Below are 14,666 nucleotides of genomic sequence, written 5' to 3' on the forward strand. Positions count from 1 at the left end.
GGGGGGGTGCTGGGCGACCTGGTGTCGCCCCCCGGGGTCTGACCCGGGCACCCCCGCACACCGCCGGGGGGCCCCCCGGTGGGGGGGGGGGTGCCCGCCGCCCCCGCGGGCGCCCCCGCCGGCGGCGCGCCCCCGGGGGCCCCCCGGGCCCCCCCCAGGGCGGGGCCCCCCGGGGGGGGCGCCCGTTGCTGCTGTGAAACCCCTGGCCGCGGGTTGCGGGGGGGGGGGGCCCCGCCAACCGCGTTTCGGGTCGATTTGGGTCACGCCGCGCCCCTAAAGGCCACCTTCACGGACTTCAGGTGCGTGCCTCCGCGGGCGGGTCAGATCAGCCCGGCGCGCACTCCGGCGGCGACCGCGTGTGCGCGGTTGCGGGCCTGGAGGCGGCTCATCAGGTCGTAGATCACGTTCTTCACCGTGTGCGCCGAGCACGACAGCGCCCGGGCGATGCCGATGTTGTCCAACCCCTCGGCCATCAGCCGCAGCATGACGAGCTGGCGGGCGGTCAGCCGCGGTGGGGCCGCCTGTTTCCGCCGGTCGGTGCCCAGCAGGCGGACCAATGCCTCGTGCGGGAGGCGGCCGTCGCCGTCGTGGGCCGAGCGCACCGCCGCGGCCAGTCGCGTCGGCGTGGCCCGGGCGGACTGGACGAGCACCGCAACCCCGGCCCGCACGGCCCGCCGCACCCCATCAGCCGCCAACCGATCCGCGACGACGACGATCCCGGCCTGGTCCCCGTTCGGACAGTCCGCAAGCGCTTCGTCCACAGTGGACGCCGCAGCCAGCAGAACCGTGTCGGACGACGGCTCCCGCGCCAGCGGCACCCCGGCCCGATCCAGCGCGGTGTGCATGCTCGCCCGCAGAGCCGCGTCGGGCGCGGCGACCCGGACCCGCACCTCCTCGGAGGGCGGTATCGCGTACCCCGGTCTGCGCGGGATCGCGGCAAGCTCGCCTGGCTGAGGAGCGCCGGGTTGGTGTTGTGTCGCGGGCAACTTGGTGCCTGGTCCGTCGACCGGCGGCGCCGGCTGTTCGCGGCGGACCTCGGCAAGTTCGCCTGGCCGGTGTGGTGTCGCGCTCTCGGTCGTCGCCGGTTCGCGCCGGATCTCGGCAAGCTCGCCCGGCTGGGCAGCGCCGTGCCGCTGGGCCGCGCTCGTCGGCCCCTCTCGGCCGGTCACAGCAGACCCGCCCGTAGTACGTACGCCACCGCATGAGCCCGGTTGCGCAGGCGGAACCGGTTGGTCACGTCGTGCACGACCCCCGCCACCGTGCGCTGGGAGTAGCTCAGCTCGCGGGCGATCTCCCCGGTCTCCCGGCCGTCGGCGACCAGGCGGAACACCGCGCGCTCGCGGTCGCTCAGCCCGAGGCCGGCCGGGCCCGGCGGCCGGTGGGCGGCGGTGTGGTCCAGCAGGTGGTCGAGCAGGTCCGGGGGCATCGCGGCGTCACCCGCCGCGGCGGCCAGCACCGTGCGGGCCAGTCTGTCCGGATCGGTCTCGCGGCGGCGCAGTAGACCCCGGGCGCCCGTGGCGATCGCGTGCAGCGCTTGGGTGGGGGTCAGCTCGGTGGCCACCAGCACCACCTCGGGCCGGTGGGCCGCCGTGCGGGTGGCCCGCACCAGGTCCAGTTCGTGCTCACCCAGCTCGTCGACGATGACGACGGTGACCGCGGGCGGCACCCCCGGCGGGGAGACGTCGACGTCGGGGCAGCCGTGCACCGCCACGGTCACCCCGGCTTCGAGCATCGGGTCCTGCGCGACGACGCTGACGGCGACGGGTTCGCCCATGAGTCCTCCTCGGGTCCGGCTCGTGCTTCCAGCCTCGGCCGGTGACGGAGCGTCCCGCTTCGGTCACGGACCCCCAGGTTCCCGCGGCGCCCCGCACGCACCGCGGCGATATCGCTGACCTGCGCGGATGCCGTGAGGGTCAACCCAAGCCTCGGCGCCGGGCAAGCGCGCGGCCGGCGGGTGACGCCAAAACATGCGGGCCGGGCCCGCATGACCACCCGCGCCCGTTCCGCTAGGGTCGCCGTCGGTTTTCCTCCGAACCGTCCGGAAATCCCATTGTGCGATCATGAAACTACCCCGATCGGCTGCGGTCAAAAATATCGACAGCGTTGAGCACAATTACGCACGGCGTGGTCCGTGAGAATCGATTAGCATTCTCCGGCATGGAATACCGCTCACTAATTGTGGTCGGTCGGAGCGAAGAGTTACGGGTGGTGGACGATGCGTTGTCAGCTGCCCGGGATGGGCGCGGCGGAGCCGTGTTCGTCGTGGGGGAAAGTGGAATCGGCAAGTCCCGGCTGATAACCGAGGGCATCGAACTGGCGAACGCGGCGGGGATGGCGCTGTTGCGCGGGCGGGCGAGCGCAATCGGACCATCGGTGTCGTTCCGCCCATTTACCGAAGCAATTCTGCACCTCCTCCGAACGGAACCGGTCGAGCCGTCCGCACTCGGCTCCTACGCGACGGTTCTGGGCCGGCTGGTGCCCGAGTGGTGCGATCCGCCCGCCGGGCCCGCCGTCGAGTCGCCGGTGACCCTCGGCGAGGCCGTGCTGCGGCTGACCGGGGTGGCCGGGGAGGGCCGGGGCTGCCTGCTCGCCCTGGACGACCTGCACGACGCGGACACCGCGTCGCTGGCCCTGCTCGAGTACCTGATCGACAACGTCGACCGGCAGCCGACGTTGCTGCTCTGCGGGCTGCGTGAGACGGACGGCGCCGCGCTCGCCCTGGTGCGCGACGCCGCGCAGCGCGGCCGCGGGCGGCTCCTCGAGCCGGCCCGGCTCACCCGGGCCGACCTGCGCGCGCTGGTGGGCGCCCGCCTCGGCACCGACCCGGAGACGGTGCCGGCCGGGGCGCTGGAGCTGGTGTGGGCGGGCAGCGCCGGCAACCCGTTCCTGGCCGAGGAGGTCGTCACCGCGCTGGTGCAGGAGCAGGTCGTCGTCCGCGAAGGCCCGCTCTGGGTGGTCGCGGACCGGGCCGACCCGGTGCCGCCGCCCGCGCTGGCGCGCCCCCTGTCCACGCGCATCGCCGCGCTGGACGAGCGCACCCGGGACGTGCTGTCCGCCGCGGTGCTGTTCGGGTCGCGGTTCCCGCTCGCCGTGCTCGCCCGCGCCATCAGCCTGACCGAGGACGACGTCGTGAGCCTGCTGCGCGACGACCTGGCCGGCCCGCTGGTCGAACCGGACCCGGAAGACGCCGGCTGGTACACCTTCCGGCACCCGCTCGGCCGGGCGGCGGTGCTGGCCCAGCTCGGTGACGAGGACCGGATCCGGCTGGCCACCCGCGCCGCCGACGCCGTGGACTCGGTGCACCCCGGCCTGCCGGGGGAGTGGTGCGAACTGGCCGCCACCCTGCGCCTGGCGGCCGACCAGCGGCCCGCCGCCGGACGGCTGTTCGCCGAGAGCGGCCGGCGCGCGCTGGACCGGGGTGCGAGCACCGCGGCCGTCGCGCTGCTGAGCCAGGCGTGGGAGCTGCTCGCCGGCGACCCGGCGTCCCGGGCGGACACCCTGGAACAGCTGCTGCTGGCGCTGGCCGAGGACGGCCTGGTGGACCGGGCCCTGTCCTCGGTCGCCGCGCTCGACCGGTTCGACGCGCTGACCCCGGCCCGGCGGGCCGTGCTGCACACCCGGCTGGCCTGGGCGCTGGAGGTGGCCGGCCGGGTGGACGAGGCGCTGGCCCAGGTGGACACGGCCCGGGCGCTGCTGGGGCCGGACGCCGCGGCGGCCGACGTCGCCGTGATCGACGTCGTCGCCGCGCACCTCGCCTACGACCAGCCGGGCCCGGACCGGCGCGCCGCCGCCGAGGCGCTGGCCCGGCGGGCGGCGACGGTCGCCGAGTCGGTGCCGCTGCCGGTGGTGGCCTGCCAGGCCTGGCTGCTGCTCGCCGCGATCGCCCGGCAGCGTGACGCGGCCGAGGCCACCGCCCACCTGGAGCACGCCCACTCCCTGGCCGTGCTGCACCGGTTGCCGCTCTGGGAGCTGCACGCGCTGGTCCGGCTGGGCAACGACGACGCGCTGCGCACCGGCGACCTCACCCGGCTGAACCGGGCCCGCGAGCAAGCGAGCGCGGCCGGCTCGGTCACCGCCCGCTACCAGGCCGAGGCCGGCCTGGCCCTGCACGCGATCCTGCGCGGCGAGCTGGCCGAGGCCACCGAGCTGCTCGACGACGCGCTGGACGCGACGATCCGGTTCCGCCAGGCCGAAACCACGCGTTACGTCCTGCTGCTGCGGGTCGTGCTCGCGGGACACCGGGGCGACCGCGCGGCGCTGACCGAGGCGCTGACCGAGTTCGGGCGCCGGCGCGGGGACGTCACGCTGCACGCGCCCCGCATCCACGGCCTGGCCGGCGCGTTCTGCGCCCTGCTGGAGGAGGACCACGCCCGCGCCCGGGAGGACCTCGCGCTGGCCGCGCACCACGAGGAGGCCGGCGGCGACATCGACCACCTCTCCGGCCGGTTCGGGCTGCACCTGCTGCTGCGGGTGCTGGACGGCACGGCGGGCCGTCCCGAGTGGCGGGCCGTGCACGCCGACCCGGCGGCCACCCTGCGCTGGGACCGGCAGTTCGCCGAGTTCGCCCGCGCCGTCCTGCTGGGCCGGGAAGGCAAGCGCCGCCAGGCCGAACGAGCGATGGTGGAGGCCCTGCGGATCGCCGAGCCGTACGCGACCAGCCGGCACCTGGCCCTGCGGCTGGTGGGCGAGGCCGCGCTGGACGACGGCTGGGGCGACCCGGTCGGCTGGCTGCGCGCCGCCGAGCGGTACTTCCACCGGGGCAAGGTCCCGGCGGTCGCCCGGGCGTGCCGGGCCCTGCTGCGCCGCACGGGCGCCCGGGTCCCGCAGCACCGCGCGGGCACCGACGACATCCCGGCGCGGCTGCGCTCGGCCGGCGTCACCGCCCGGGAGTACGAGGTGCTCGGGCTGCTGGCGGGCCGGCTGAACAACCAGGAGATCGCGGCCCGGCTGCACCTGTCACCCCGCACGGTCGAACGCCACGTCGGCAACTTGCTCACCAAGACCGGCCTGCCCAACCGGATCGCGCTGAGCGCGCTGGCCCTCGACGTCCTCGGCCCGTCGGAGCCGAGCCTGCACAGCACCATGCTGGATCTGGCCCAGGAGGCCACCACCGGTGAGGCCTTCGCGTGAGAATCTCGGCGACGTTACTTGGCCGGTTCCCGGGAACTCCTCGGCGATGGCTTCCGTCTCCACGTGGAGATACGCGACATGCGAAGCGGGTTCTGATAGATCTCCGGGTGATCTGCCGCGATGGCCGCGAACTCTCGCAGATACGGGCCGCGCGGAAGTCGTCCGCGGACAGGTCACCCGGGGTGACGGCGCTCTCCGACATCTCGAAGATCACGCGGCGGCCGTGCTGGTTATCTGCGAGAAGCTGCCGTTCGTTGGCATCGATCAGCAGGTCGCGCCGAGAGTCCCGGTTTTGGGCGAGAGGATCCGGTTGTGCACCATCATCGTGTCCTCGGCGATGGCTTCCGTCCTCCCCGGGGGCGAGCACGTGGCGGTGACGACGCGTCCTCCGATCGTCTGCCCCGAAGTCGCTGTGACCGAGGCCGGCGCCACACCTTCTCCCGCAGGACCGGCACTCCGGGTGATCGAGGACTACTCAAATGATCGATGACGGCAAAGTCGGCCTGACGTAGCGTGAAGCCGACCAGTCGTCGATGTCTTGGGAGGTCCGGATGGGGCAGGAACACACGGCAACTGAGAACCAGGCGCCGGTCAGCGGGTTGCTGCTGAGCGTGGAGGCGCTGCCCGCCGCCGTCGATCGCGGCAAGGCGAACGGCGCGGTGGCCGACAACGACGGTAACGACTAGCCCGGCGAAGGGCTGTCGTGACGGCAGTTCCGGGACTGGCCGACCTCGTGGCTCCGCTCGAGGCCGGCCAGTTCCACTCCGACGTGCTGGGGCGCGCGCCCCGGCGGTTCACCGGGCGGCCCGGGCGGTTCGCCTCCCTGCTCCGGTGGACGGACCTCGACCGGGTCCTGAGGCAGCACCGCCTGGACTTCCCGCGGCTGCGCCTCGCCCTCGACGGCGAGGTCGTGCCCGCGCACAGCTACACCGAGATGGTGCAGACCCGGCGCACCGGGCTGGTGCCCCGCGTGCTGTCCGCGCCGTTCGCCGAGCGGCTGCGCGCCGGGGCGACCCTCGTGCTCGACTCGGTCAACGAGCTCGTCGAGCCGGTCGGCGACCTGGCGGCGCGGCTCGAACACGACCTGCGGGAGCGCGTCCAGGTCAACCTGTACGCCGGGTGGGGGACCACGCACGGCTTCGACGTGCACTGGGACGACCACGACGCGTTCATCATCCAGATCGCCGGCCGCAAACGCTGGCGGCTGCACGGCATCACCCGGCCTTCCCCGCTGCAGCGGGACGTCGAGCTCCCGCCACGGCCGGAGGGCGAGCCCCTCGAGGACTTCCTGCTGGAGGACGGTGACGTCCTGTACGTGCCGCGCGGGCACTGGCACGACGTCTCCGCGGTCGGCGAGGAGTCCCTGCACCTGACCATCGGGTTCAACCCGGCGACCGGCGTCGACCTGGTGGCCTGGCTCGCCGACCAGGTGCGGGCCGACGAGCTGTTCCGCGAGGACCTGCCGCGGTTCGCGGGCCCGGGAGACCGGACGAAACGGGCGGCGCAGCTGCGGCAGCAGATCGCCGAGCTGATGACCGACGACCTCGTGGACCGGTTTCTCGCCGATCGAGACGCGCAAGCGCCCGCGCACCCGCACATCGGGCTGCCGTGGTCCGCGACGGCCGAGCTGCTCCCGCCCGGGGACGACTTCGCGGTCCGGCTGCTCGCCCCGCGGGCGGCGCTCGAAGACGGCGAGGGCACCGTTGCCCTGGTCGCGGCCGGGAAACGGCTGGTGTTCGCGGCGATCGCGCGCCCGGTGCTGGCCGCGTTGCTCGACGGTTCGCCACACGGCGTCCCGGCGCTCGCGGAGGCCGCACCATCCCTCGACGGGGTGACCCTGCGGGCGTTGCTGGGGGAGTTGGTCACACAGGGGCTGCTCTCTCCGGCGTAGTCCGATATGCTTAGGCATGCCTAAGTCGAGCTCCGGTGTTCCAGGGGGAGCTTGCGCCGGAAAACCGGACGCCGAGCCGGGGTGCGCCACGCTCGCCCGCGCGCTCGGGGGCGACCCCGCCGGAACAGCGGGGCGCATGACGTCGTGGCTGCTGATCGAGCAGCCCGGAGCGTGGGGCCCTGACGCCCTCGAAACCACCGTCGACCAGGTGTTTCCCGATCGGCAGCTCGACGCCGCCCGGCAGGCCGGCCTGCGTCCCCTGCTCATCCGCAAACCGGGCAGGCACGCGCGGGTGCCGGGCGCGCCGCGCACGGTGTTCCTGGCCAGCGGCCGCCCGGGTCGCCGGTGGCTCGAGCGGCTCGAGGTGAACGACCTCGGCGAGCTCGCGGACCTCGACTTCGCCGCGGTCGCGGCCGGCCGCGGTGGCCACGGCATCCCCGTGTCCGGGCCGCTGTTCCTGGTCTGCACCCACGGCAGCAAGGACATGTGCTGCGCGGTCTACGGCCGGCCGGTCGTCGCCGGTCTGGCCCAGAACCATCCGGGGCAGGTGTGGGAGGTCAGCCACGTCGGCGGTGACCGCTGGGCGGGCAACCTGCTGACGGTCCCGGACGGTTTCCTGCACGGCGGCCTCGGCGTGGCGGACGCCGAGCTGGTGGCCAAGGAGGCACTGCACGGCAACGTCCGCCTGGAGCACCTCCGCGGCCGCACCTCGGCGGACAGCCCCTCGGCGCAGTTCGCCGAGATCGCCGTCCGCGGCCGCGTCGGCGCGCGGGGCGTGGACGCCGTGCTGGCGGTCGAGGAACACACCCACGGCGACTCCCGGGTGGTGCTGGTGTCCGCGCCGCGGGGGATGTACGAGGTCGTGCTGCGCCGGGTGCCGTCGGCCGGTTCGGGCGTGAGCCGCTGCTCCGCTCGGGTCGTGCTGTCCGGTTTCGCGCTGGAGTCGGTGCGGCAGATTTCGCTGTCGGGACCCGAGGCCCGTTACGCCTTGTCCTGATCGGCGGCGAAGCTCAGCAACGTGAGCGAGGGACGCAGGTCGCGCAGGCCGGGCAGGGACACGAGCTTCCGGACGATCTTCGACCCCAGCACCCCGTGGCCCAGCGGTAGCTGCAGCTCCTCGGCGCCGGCCACGCCCGGGATCTGCCCGGGCAGGCGGGCGGCCTCGGTGACCGTCAGGCTGAACGGCATGGGCGGCGCGGTGTAGCGGTCCGACATCCGGTAGCCCTTCAGCGTCCGGTCGCGCAGCCACGCGGGGATCGAGTCGAAGAACAGCTGCCCGCCGGGGAACCGCGCGGCGCAGTCGGCGATCAGGGACAGCACCTGCTCGCGTTCGAAGTACATGAACAGGCCCTCGGCCGAGATGAACACGCCCCGCGCCGGATCGGGGACGTCCAGCCAGGAGCGGTCCAGCGCCGAGGCCGGGATCTCTTGCAGGCGCGGCTCTTCGGGAAGCAGGCGGCGGCGCAGCTCGATCACGGGCGGCAGATCCACCGACAGCCAGTCGACGCCGGGCCGCCCCAGCCGCCAGTAGGTGGTCTGCAGACCTTCGCCGAGGGCGACCACGGTGGCGGCGGGACGCCGGTCCAGGTAGGCGCGCAGGGCGCTGTCGAGCGCCTGGGCGCGCAGCGGGTGACCCTGGTTGGGCTTGCCGAACCGCTCGTAGTCGTAGCCGATCGTGCGGTGGAGCTGCTCGGCCAGCGGGTCTCGGAACGCCGATCTGGGGTTCCGCGACTCCTCGGCTCGGTTGCGCAGGGTCCACAGGCCGGTGGCCGCGACGCCGTCCAGCGTCGCTCCGTCGATCTTTTCGGTCATGACGACTCCCGGGTGGGTTGGCTTGCAGCGCCGCAGAGGCGCAAAGAGCTTTCGAGGCAAAGGGATGCCGCCTTGCGGGCGGTCCGGCGGCCGGCGGCGACCTCCGCCGCGGCGGTGTGCTGGAGCCCGATGACGGCGGCGGTGAGCCAGCCGGCGGGCAGCGCGCGGTCGAACTCGCCCGCGCGCTGGCCACGCCGGATGAGCCGTTCGAGCCGGGGCGGCACGACGTCGTGCGGGTCGTCCCGTTCGGGCCGGGCGGCCTGCGCGGTGGGGTCGAGCAGCAGGGGATAGCGGCGGAGGAACCGCCAGCCGGCGTCGAGGAAACCGGCCAGCGCGTCGACGGGCGGGGCGGTGTCGAGGCCGACGTCGTCCAGCAAACCGGTGTACTCGGCGGCCGCGGCCTGGATGAGCGCGGCGAAAAGCGCGTCACGGGAAGGAAAGTGCGCATAGACGGTCTGCCGGCTGACCTCGGCCGCGGCGGCGATCTCCTCCATGCCGGCGTCGGATCGCTCGCCGAGCACGACGCGGGCCGCGTCGAGGATGGCGTCGATGCTGCGCTGGGCATCGGACCGGCGGCGGCGGGTCGGCGCGGGATTGTCGGCCATGGGGCCGAGGTTAGCCGCATGGCCGTAACTCTGACAAGGTGTCAGAGGTAACGAACTCTGACGCCGTGTCAGAGAACGTCGGCCAGCCGGGAACGCCGCCTGGTCGCCGCGTCCCGGCTAAGGTCGCCGGTGAGTGGTGGTCCGACCCGGCCGGCTCCGTGACCGGGGCCGGTCTCGCGTCCGTCGTGGGGCAGTACCTGATCGGCGAGTGGTCCGGAGGAAGCCGACGAGCATCGCGTGGGACTCGTCAAGTCTTGACATCGTAAGTAATACTTATTTACTATCTGACGACGCGGCCGAAGGGCCGCGAGTTTTCCCCCAGACTGCCTGACAGCCGCCACTGTGGCAGCAGATGAGCCCCGATCATCCTGCGTGCAAAGGAGCGGCATGTCCTCGATGTCAGGTGTCCCCGTACGAAGGCGGTCCCGGCCGGTGGTGGTCGCCATCGCCGCCGCCGCGGCGGCGGCCGGTGTGCTCGCCCTGCCTGCCCAGCCCGCGTCGGCCGCGACGTCGGCGAACGTGTGGCTCACCACCGCCGACCGGGCGAACCTGCTGCGGCAGCAGGGAAGCGTGTCCTTCGGCAGCGGGGGCAGCGGGCCGGTGATCACCGTGAACCCGAACAGCACCTACCAGTCGATGGTCGGCTTCGGCGCGTCCTTCACCGACGCCGCCGCGTGGAACGTCTCCCAGTCGCCCCGGCGTGACGAGATCATGAACGCCCTGTTCAACCCGTCTACCGGCGTCGGCCTCAGTTTCCTGCGGCAGCCGATCGGCGCGACCGACTTCTCCCGCAGCTTCTACACCTACGACGACGGCGCGGCCGACCCCGGCCTGAGCCGGTTCTCCGTCGCCCACGACAACTCCTACATCTTGCCGCTGGTCAAGCAGGCCAAGGCGCTGAACCCGAAACTGTCCATCATGGCCACTCCGTGGAGTGCGCCGGCGTGGATGAAGTCCGGCAACAACCTGGTCGGCGGTTCGCTCAACGACAGCCAGGTCGGCACGTACGCCGACTACCTCACCAAGTTCACCCAGGCCTACCAGGCCGCGGGCGCGCCGATCGACTACCTGAGCGTGCAGAACGAGCCGAACTTCTCGCCGCCGGCCTACCCGGGCATGAAGATGACCTCCGGCCAGCAGGTGAACATCATCAACAACCTGGCGCCGAAACTCCGCAGCGCGGGCCAGAGCACGAAGATCCTCGGGTACGACCACAACTGGGACGACACCACGTTCCCGCAGCAGGTCAACAGCGGCGCGGGCGCCAACGTCGCCGGCTCCGCCTGGCACTGCTACGGCGGCAACCCGAGTGGACAGTCCACAGTGCACAATGCTCAGCCGAGTAAGGACATCTTCTTCACCGAGTGCTCCGGCACGGAGTCGGGCAACACCTTCGCCGACTCACTGCGCTGGCAGGGGATCAACCTCGCCGTCGGCGCCACCCGTAACTGGGCGAAGACCGTGACGACCTGGAACATGGCGCTGGACAACAACCACGGCCCGGTCATCGGCAGCTGCGGCAACTGCACCGGTGTCGTCACCACCAACGGCTCGAACGTCACCTACAACGCCGAGTACTACGTCCTGGGCCACCTCAGCAAGTTCGTCCAGCCGGGCGCGGTGCGGATCGACTCGACCGGCTACGGCGACGGCGGCATCCAGAACGTCGCGTTCCGCAACCCGGACGGCACGATCGTGCTCGTCGCGGTCAACAGCGGTGGCACGCAGAACTTCCAGGTCTCCTTCGGCGGCCAGTCGTTCGGCTACCAGCTGCCCGGCGGCGCGATGGCGACGTTCACCTGGCCGGGCACCGGTGGCGGTACCACCCCGCCGCCGACCGGCCGGACCGGCCCGATCACCGGGCTCGGCGGCAAGTGCCTCGACGTCACCGGCGGCTCGACCGTCAACGGGACCCTGCCGCAGCTGTGGACCTGCGCGTCCGGGCCGAACCAGCAGTGGACCCTGGCCTCCGACGGCACGGTCCGCGGTCTCGGCAAGTGCCTGGACGTCACCGGCAGCGGGACCGCCGACGGCACGGCCGTCCAGCTGTGGGACTGCTTCGGCGGCGCCAACCAGCGGTGGACGACCGGGGCGAACGGTGCCCTGGTCAACGCGGGCAGCGGGAAGTGCCTCGACGTCAAGGACGGCGGCACGGCGGACGGGACCAAACTGCAGATCTGGACCTGCAGCGGCGGGCCCAACCAGCGCTGGACGGTGCCGGCGTGACGCTCCGGCGAGGGCTCGCCGTGACGGCGGCCGTGCTGGCGGCGACCGGACTGACCGTCACCGGCGCCTCGGCGGCGGGGCAGGGCGCGATCACCGGCATCGGCGGGAAGTGCCTCGACGTCACCGGCGGGGCCGCCACCAACGGGACCCGGGTCCAGCTGTGGACCTGCACCGGCGGGACGTCCCAGCGGTGGACGGCCGGCGCGGACGGGACGATCACCGCACTGGGCAAGTGCCTCGACGTGGCGGGCGCGTCTGCCCAGAACGGCGCCGCGGTGCAGCTCTACGACTGCAACGGCACCGCCGCGCAGCGCTGGACCGCCGACGCCGGCCGCCTGGTCAACGCCGGTGCGGGGAAGTGCCTCGACGCCACCGGTGTGTCCAGTGTGGACGGTACGCCGCTGCAGACGTGGTCCTGCTCCACCGGCGCGAACCAGCAGTGGGTCCTGCCGGCCTCGGCACCGGCCGGCGGGCCGTGTCCCCAGGGCCCGTTCGGGAACCCGCTGCCCTCACCGGTGGTGGCCGCGACCGCGATCCGGGACGGCTTCAACTTCCTGGAGGGACCGACCTGGGACGCGGCGAGCCAGACCCTGCTGCTGACCAACATGCACGACGGCGCCGGCACGGAGAACGTGCAGCCGTCGGACATCCTGCGGTTCACCCCGTCGACGGGTGCGTTCACCACGTTCGTCGCGGGCGCCGGCAGCAACGGGCTGGCGCTGAGCCGGGACGGGAAGTCGGTGTACGCCGCGACGCACGACCAGCGCAGCGTCTCGGCGTACGACCTCGCGACCGGGCAGCGGCGGACGATCGCGGCCGACTACCAGGGACGCCTGTTCAATTCGCCGAACGACGTGACGGAGGGTGCGGACGGGACCGTCTACTTCACCGACCCGGACTTCCAGCGCGCGAACCGGCCCGACCGGATGTCGGGCAAGACCAGTGTGTTCCGGGTCCGCGGTGGTGTCGTCACGCTGATCGACGACACCATCCGCGAGCCGAACGGCATCGAGCTGTCACCGGACGGGAAAACCCTGTACGTGGGCGGGAACGCGACCGGGAAGATCTACCGGTACCCGGTCGCCGCGGACGGCAGCACGGGCGCCCGCGGCGACTTCGCCTCGCTGGCCGGGACCGACGGCGGCACGGTCGACTGCGCGGGCAACGTCTACCAGGTGACGTTCGGCGACGGGAAGGTCCACGTGTTCTCGCCGGCCGGACAGGCCCTCGGCACGATCACGGCCGGCCCGAACACCACCAACGTCGCGTTCGGCGGGCCGGACCGGAAGACGCTCTACCTCACCTCGGGCACCCCGTCCGGCGGCGGTGACAGCGGGAACTTCGCGCTGTACAGCGTGCGGCTGAACGTGCCCGGCTGGCCGTACTGACCGGCCGCACCGCACGCCGGCCGTTCTACCGGGCCGGCGTGCGGTGCGGTTAAAGTGAACCCTTCGCGGCCACGGAGGGTGAGTCAGGTGCGGGTGACGGCAGCTGCGCGCGCCGGCGACCTGGTCACGCTGGCGCGGTTGTCCACCGGCCCCGGTGCGGTCGGCGCGCTGCTCGAATGGCTCGCCGGGCGCACCGGAGGTGCGGTGGCGCTGCTCGATGCCGACGGCGGGACCCTCGTCGCGCGGTTCCGCCCGCGTCCCGAAACCCTGGCCGCGGCCGCCACGGCGGTGGCCGGCATGCGCCGCAACGGGACGCCGTCGGCCGTGCTCGGCGGCGAGGCGGGCACCATCGACCTCGTCAGCCTCGGTGCGGGGGCGGGACAGCCGCCGTACCTGGTGGTCACGGGCCGGGAGGGGCACCGGCACGGTGTCCTGCTCGCCGACACCGCCCGGTTCCTCGGCCTGTGCTGGCGGCTGGAGGAAGCCGAGCAGGCCCGCGAACAGGTCGCCCTGGCGATGGCGCACAGCCGCGAGGTCGTGCTGCACCTGCTCATGATCGGCAGCGTGGCCGCCGCGCGCCGGATCGCCGCGACGCTGGGGCCCCAGCTGCCGGAAGTGTCCCGGGTGTACATCGTCGAGTGCCCGGCCGGCCGCCGTCCCGAGGTCGCGGACCAGATCGAGCGTTTCGCGCGGGGACAGGCGTGGATCGTGCGCTGTCCCGTCCGCGCCCGGCACCTGATCGCGCTGGTGCCGTCCGGCCGCGACTCCGCCGTGAGCCGCGCGCACCTCGACCGGCTGATCGCCGAGCACGCCCCCGAATCCCGGGTCGGCGCGAGCGAGGAGGTGCCGCTGCGGGAGGCGGCGATCGGCTACGAGCAGGCGTTCCACGCCCTGGCCGTCGCCCGTGGCGTGCCCGGCGGGTACGCCCGGTTCGACCGGCACGCCGACCTCACGCCGTTCCTCGGCGGTGCCGGGCCCGCCTGGGCGGCCGGGTTCCTGACCCCCTGCCTGTCCTACTCCCCGGCGCGGCGGCCGGACCCGGGGGCCGAGGAGCTCCTCGCCACCCTGACGTCCTGGCTCACCTTCGACAGCGGCGCGAACCGGCACCTCAAGATCCACCGCAACACCCTCGCCGCCCGCCTGCGCCTGCTCGGCGACCTGCTCGGCCTGGACCTCACCCGGGTGGCCGACCAGTCGGCCGCCTGGCTCGCGCTGCGGCTGCACTCCGCCCACCGCACGACGCCGCACGAGACGGCCACGCTCGACGAGCTGCTCGCCACCCCGGCGGCGAAGGTCTGGGCCCGGTCCCAGCTCCGTCCCCTCGAACAGGAGGGCCTCCCGGTCGGCGCCGAGACGATCCGGGCCTGGCTGCACGCCGACACCCGCCTCCCGGCGACCGCCGAGGCCCTCGGCATCTCCCCGCCGGCCGCCCGCAAGCGCCTGGCGAGGATCGAGCAGGCGCTCGGACGGTCGTTGCTGCACACACCGAGCGCCAAACACGAACTGTGGCTGGCGATGCGGGCACTCGGCCTGCTCTGAACCCGGCAGGGAGTTTCGGCCCGGCACCAAGCCAGGTCCTCGGTGTAGCGTGTTCATTAGCCGATCGGCTAATGA

At 73.4% G+C, this 14,666-nt stretch carries 11 protein-coding genes; 7 read left to right on the forward strand and 4 right to left on the reverse strand.

The genetic code is table 11. From position 1 onward, the window contains the following. Nucleotides 1-320: 320 nt before the first annotated feature. Together ACIOD2_RS44455 and ACIOD2_RS44460 are read right to left on the reverse strand one after the other, a co-directional pair. A complete protein-coding gene (locus ACIOD2_RS44455) occupies nt 321-890 on the reverse strand; it encodes a LuxR C-terminal-related transcriptional regulator (RefSeq protein ID WP_400551627.1) in 570 nt (189 codons plus the stop codon). A gap of 275 nt (nt 891-1,165) precedes the next feature. Then, nucleotides 1,166-1,774, reverse strand: a complete 609-nt coding sequence (locus ACIOD2_RS44460; protein ID WP_323326623.1) for a LuxR C-terminal-related transcriptional regulator — start codon at nt 1,772-1,774, stop codon at nt 1,166-1,168. A 383-nt stretch (nt 1,775-2,157) separates the two neighbouring features. Here ACIOD2_RS44460 and ACIOD2_RS44465 point away from each other — a divergent pair, with 383 nt between their 5' ends. The 4 genes from ACIOD2_RS44465 (at nt 2,158) to ACIOD2_RS44480 (ending at nt 8,018) form a co-directional block, all read left to right on the forward strand. Then, the gene (locus tag ACIOD2_RS44465; protein WP_400551628.1) at nt 2,158-5,130 is read left to right on the forward strand and encodes a helix-turn-helix transcriptional regulator; all 2,973 of its coding nucleotides are present in this window, start codon (nt 2,158-2,160) and stop codon (nt 5,128-5,130) included. A gap of 551 nt (nt 5,131-5,681) precedes the next feature. Then, complete coding sequence (locus ACIOD2_RS44470; protein WP_323326627.1) at nt 5,682-5,816, forward strand: hypothetical protein; 135 nt, start codon at nt 5,682-5,684, stop codon at nt 5,814-5,816. Between the two features lie 17 nt (nt 5,817-5,833). Next, a complete protein-coding gene (locus tag ACIOD2_RS44475) occupies nt 5,834-7,021 on the forward strand; it encodes a cupin domain-containing protein (RefSeq protein WP_400551629.1) in 1,188 nt (395 codons plus the stop codon). Between the two features lie 136 nt (nt 7,022-7,157). Next, entirely contained in the window at nt 7,158-8,018 is an 861-nt protein-coding gene (locus ACIOD2_RS44480) for a sucrase ferredoxin (RefSeq protein WP_400551630.1), read from the forward strand. Here ACIOD2_RS44480 and ACIOD2_RS44485 read toward each other — a convergent pair. Further along, nucleotides 8,003-8,833: a class I SAM-dependent methyltransferase gene (locus tag ACIOD2_RS44485; RefSeq protein ID WP_400551631.1), complete on the reverse strand. Its 831-nt coding sequence runs from the start codon at nt 8,831-8,833 to the stop codon at nt 8,003-8,005. The genes ACIOD2_RS44480 and ACIOD2_RS44485 overlap by 16 nt on opposite strands. Then, the gene (locus ACIOD2_RS44490; protein ID WP_400551632.1) at nt 8,830-9,438 is read right to left on the reverse strand and encodes a TetR/AcrR family transcriptional regulator; all 609 of its coding nucleotides are present in this window, start codon (nt 9,436-9,438) and stop codon (nt 8,830-8,832) included. Before ACIOD2_RS44490 ends, ACIOD2_RS44485 begins: the two co-directional genes overlap by 4 nt. A gap of 387 nt (nt 9,439-9,825) precedes the next feature. Here ACIOD2_RS44490 and ACIOD2_RS44495 point away from each other — a divergent pair, with 387 nt between their 5' ends. The 3 genes from ACIOD2_RS44495 to ACIOD2_RS44505 all read left to right on the forward strand — a co-directional run bounded on the left by ACIOD2_RS44495 (nt 9,826) and on the right by ACIOD2_RS44505 (nt 14,591). After that, nucleotides 9,826-11,664, forward strand: a complete 1,839-nt coding sequence (locus ACIOD2_RS44495; protein WP_400551633.1) for a ricin-type beta-trefoil lectin domain protein — start codon at nt 9,826-9,828, stop codon at nt 11,662-11,664. Next, complete coding sequence (locus tag ACIOD2_RS44500) at nt 11,661-13,052, forward strand: SMP-30/gluconolactonase/LRE family protein (protein ID WP_400551634.1); 1,392 nt, start codon at nt 11,661-11,663, stop codon at nt 13,050-13,052. Before ACIOD2_RS44495 ends, ACIOD2_RS44500 begins: the two co-directional genes overlap by 4 nt. 87 nt (nt 13,053-13,139) lie before the next feature. Further along, nucleotides 13,140-14,591, forward strand: a complete 1,452-nt coding sequence (locus ACIOD2_RS44505; RefSeq protein WP_400551635.1) for a helix-turn-helix domain-containing protein — start codon at nt 13,140-13,142, stop codon at nt 14,589-14,591. The last annotated feature ends 75 nt before the right edge of the window (nt 14,592-14,666 follow it).

The sequence above is a fragment of the Amycolatopsis sp. NPDC088138 genome (assembly GCF_044741685.1).
In the GTDB taxonomy this organism is placed as follows: Bacteria; Actinomycetota; Actinomycetes; order Mycobacteriales; family Pseudonocardiaceae; genus Amycolatopsis.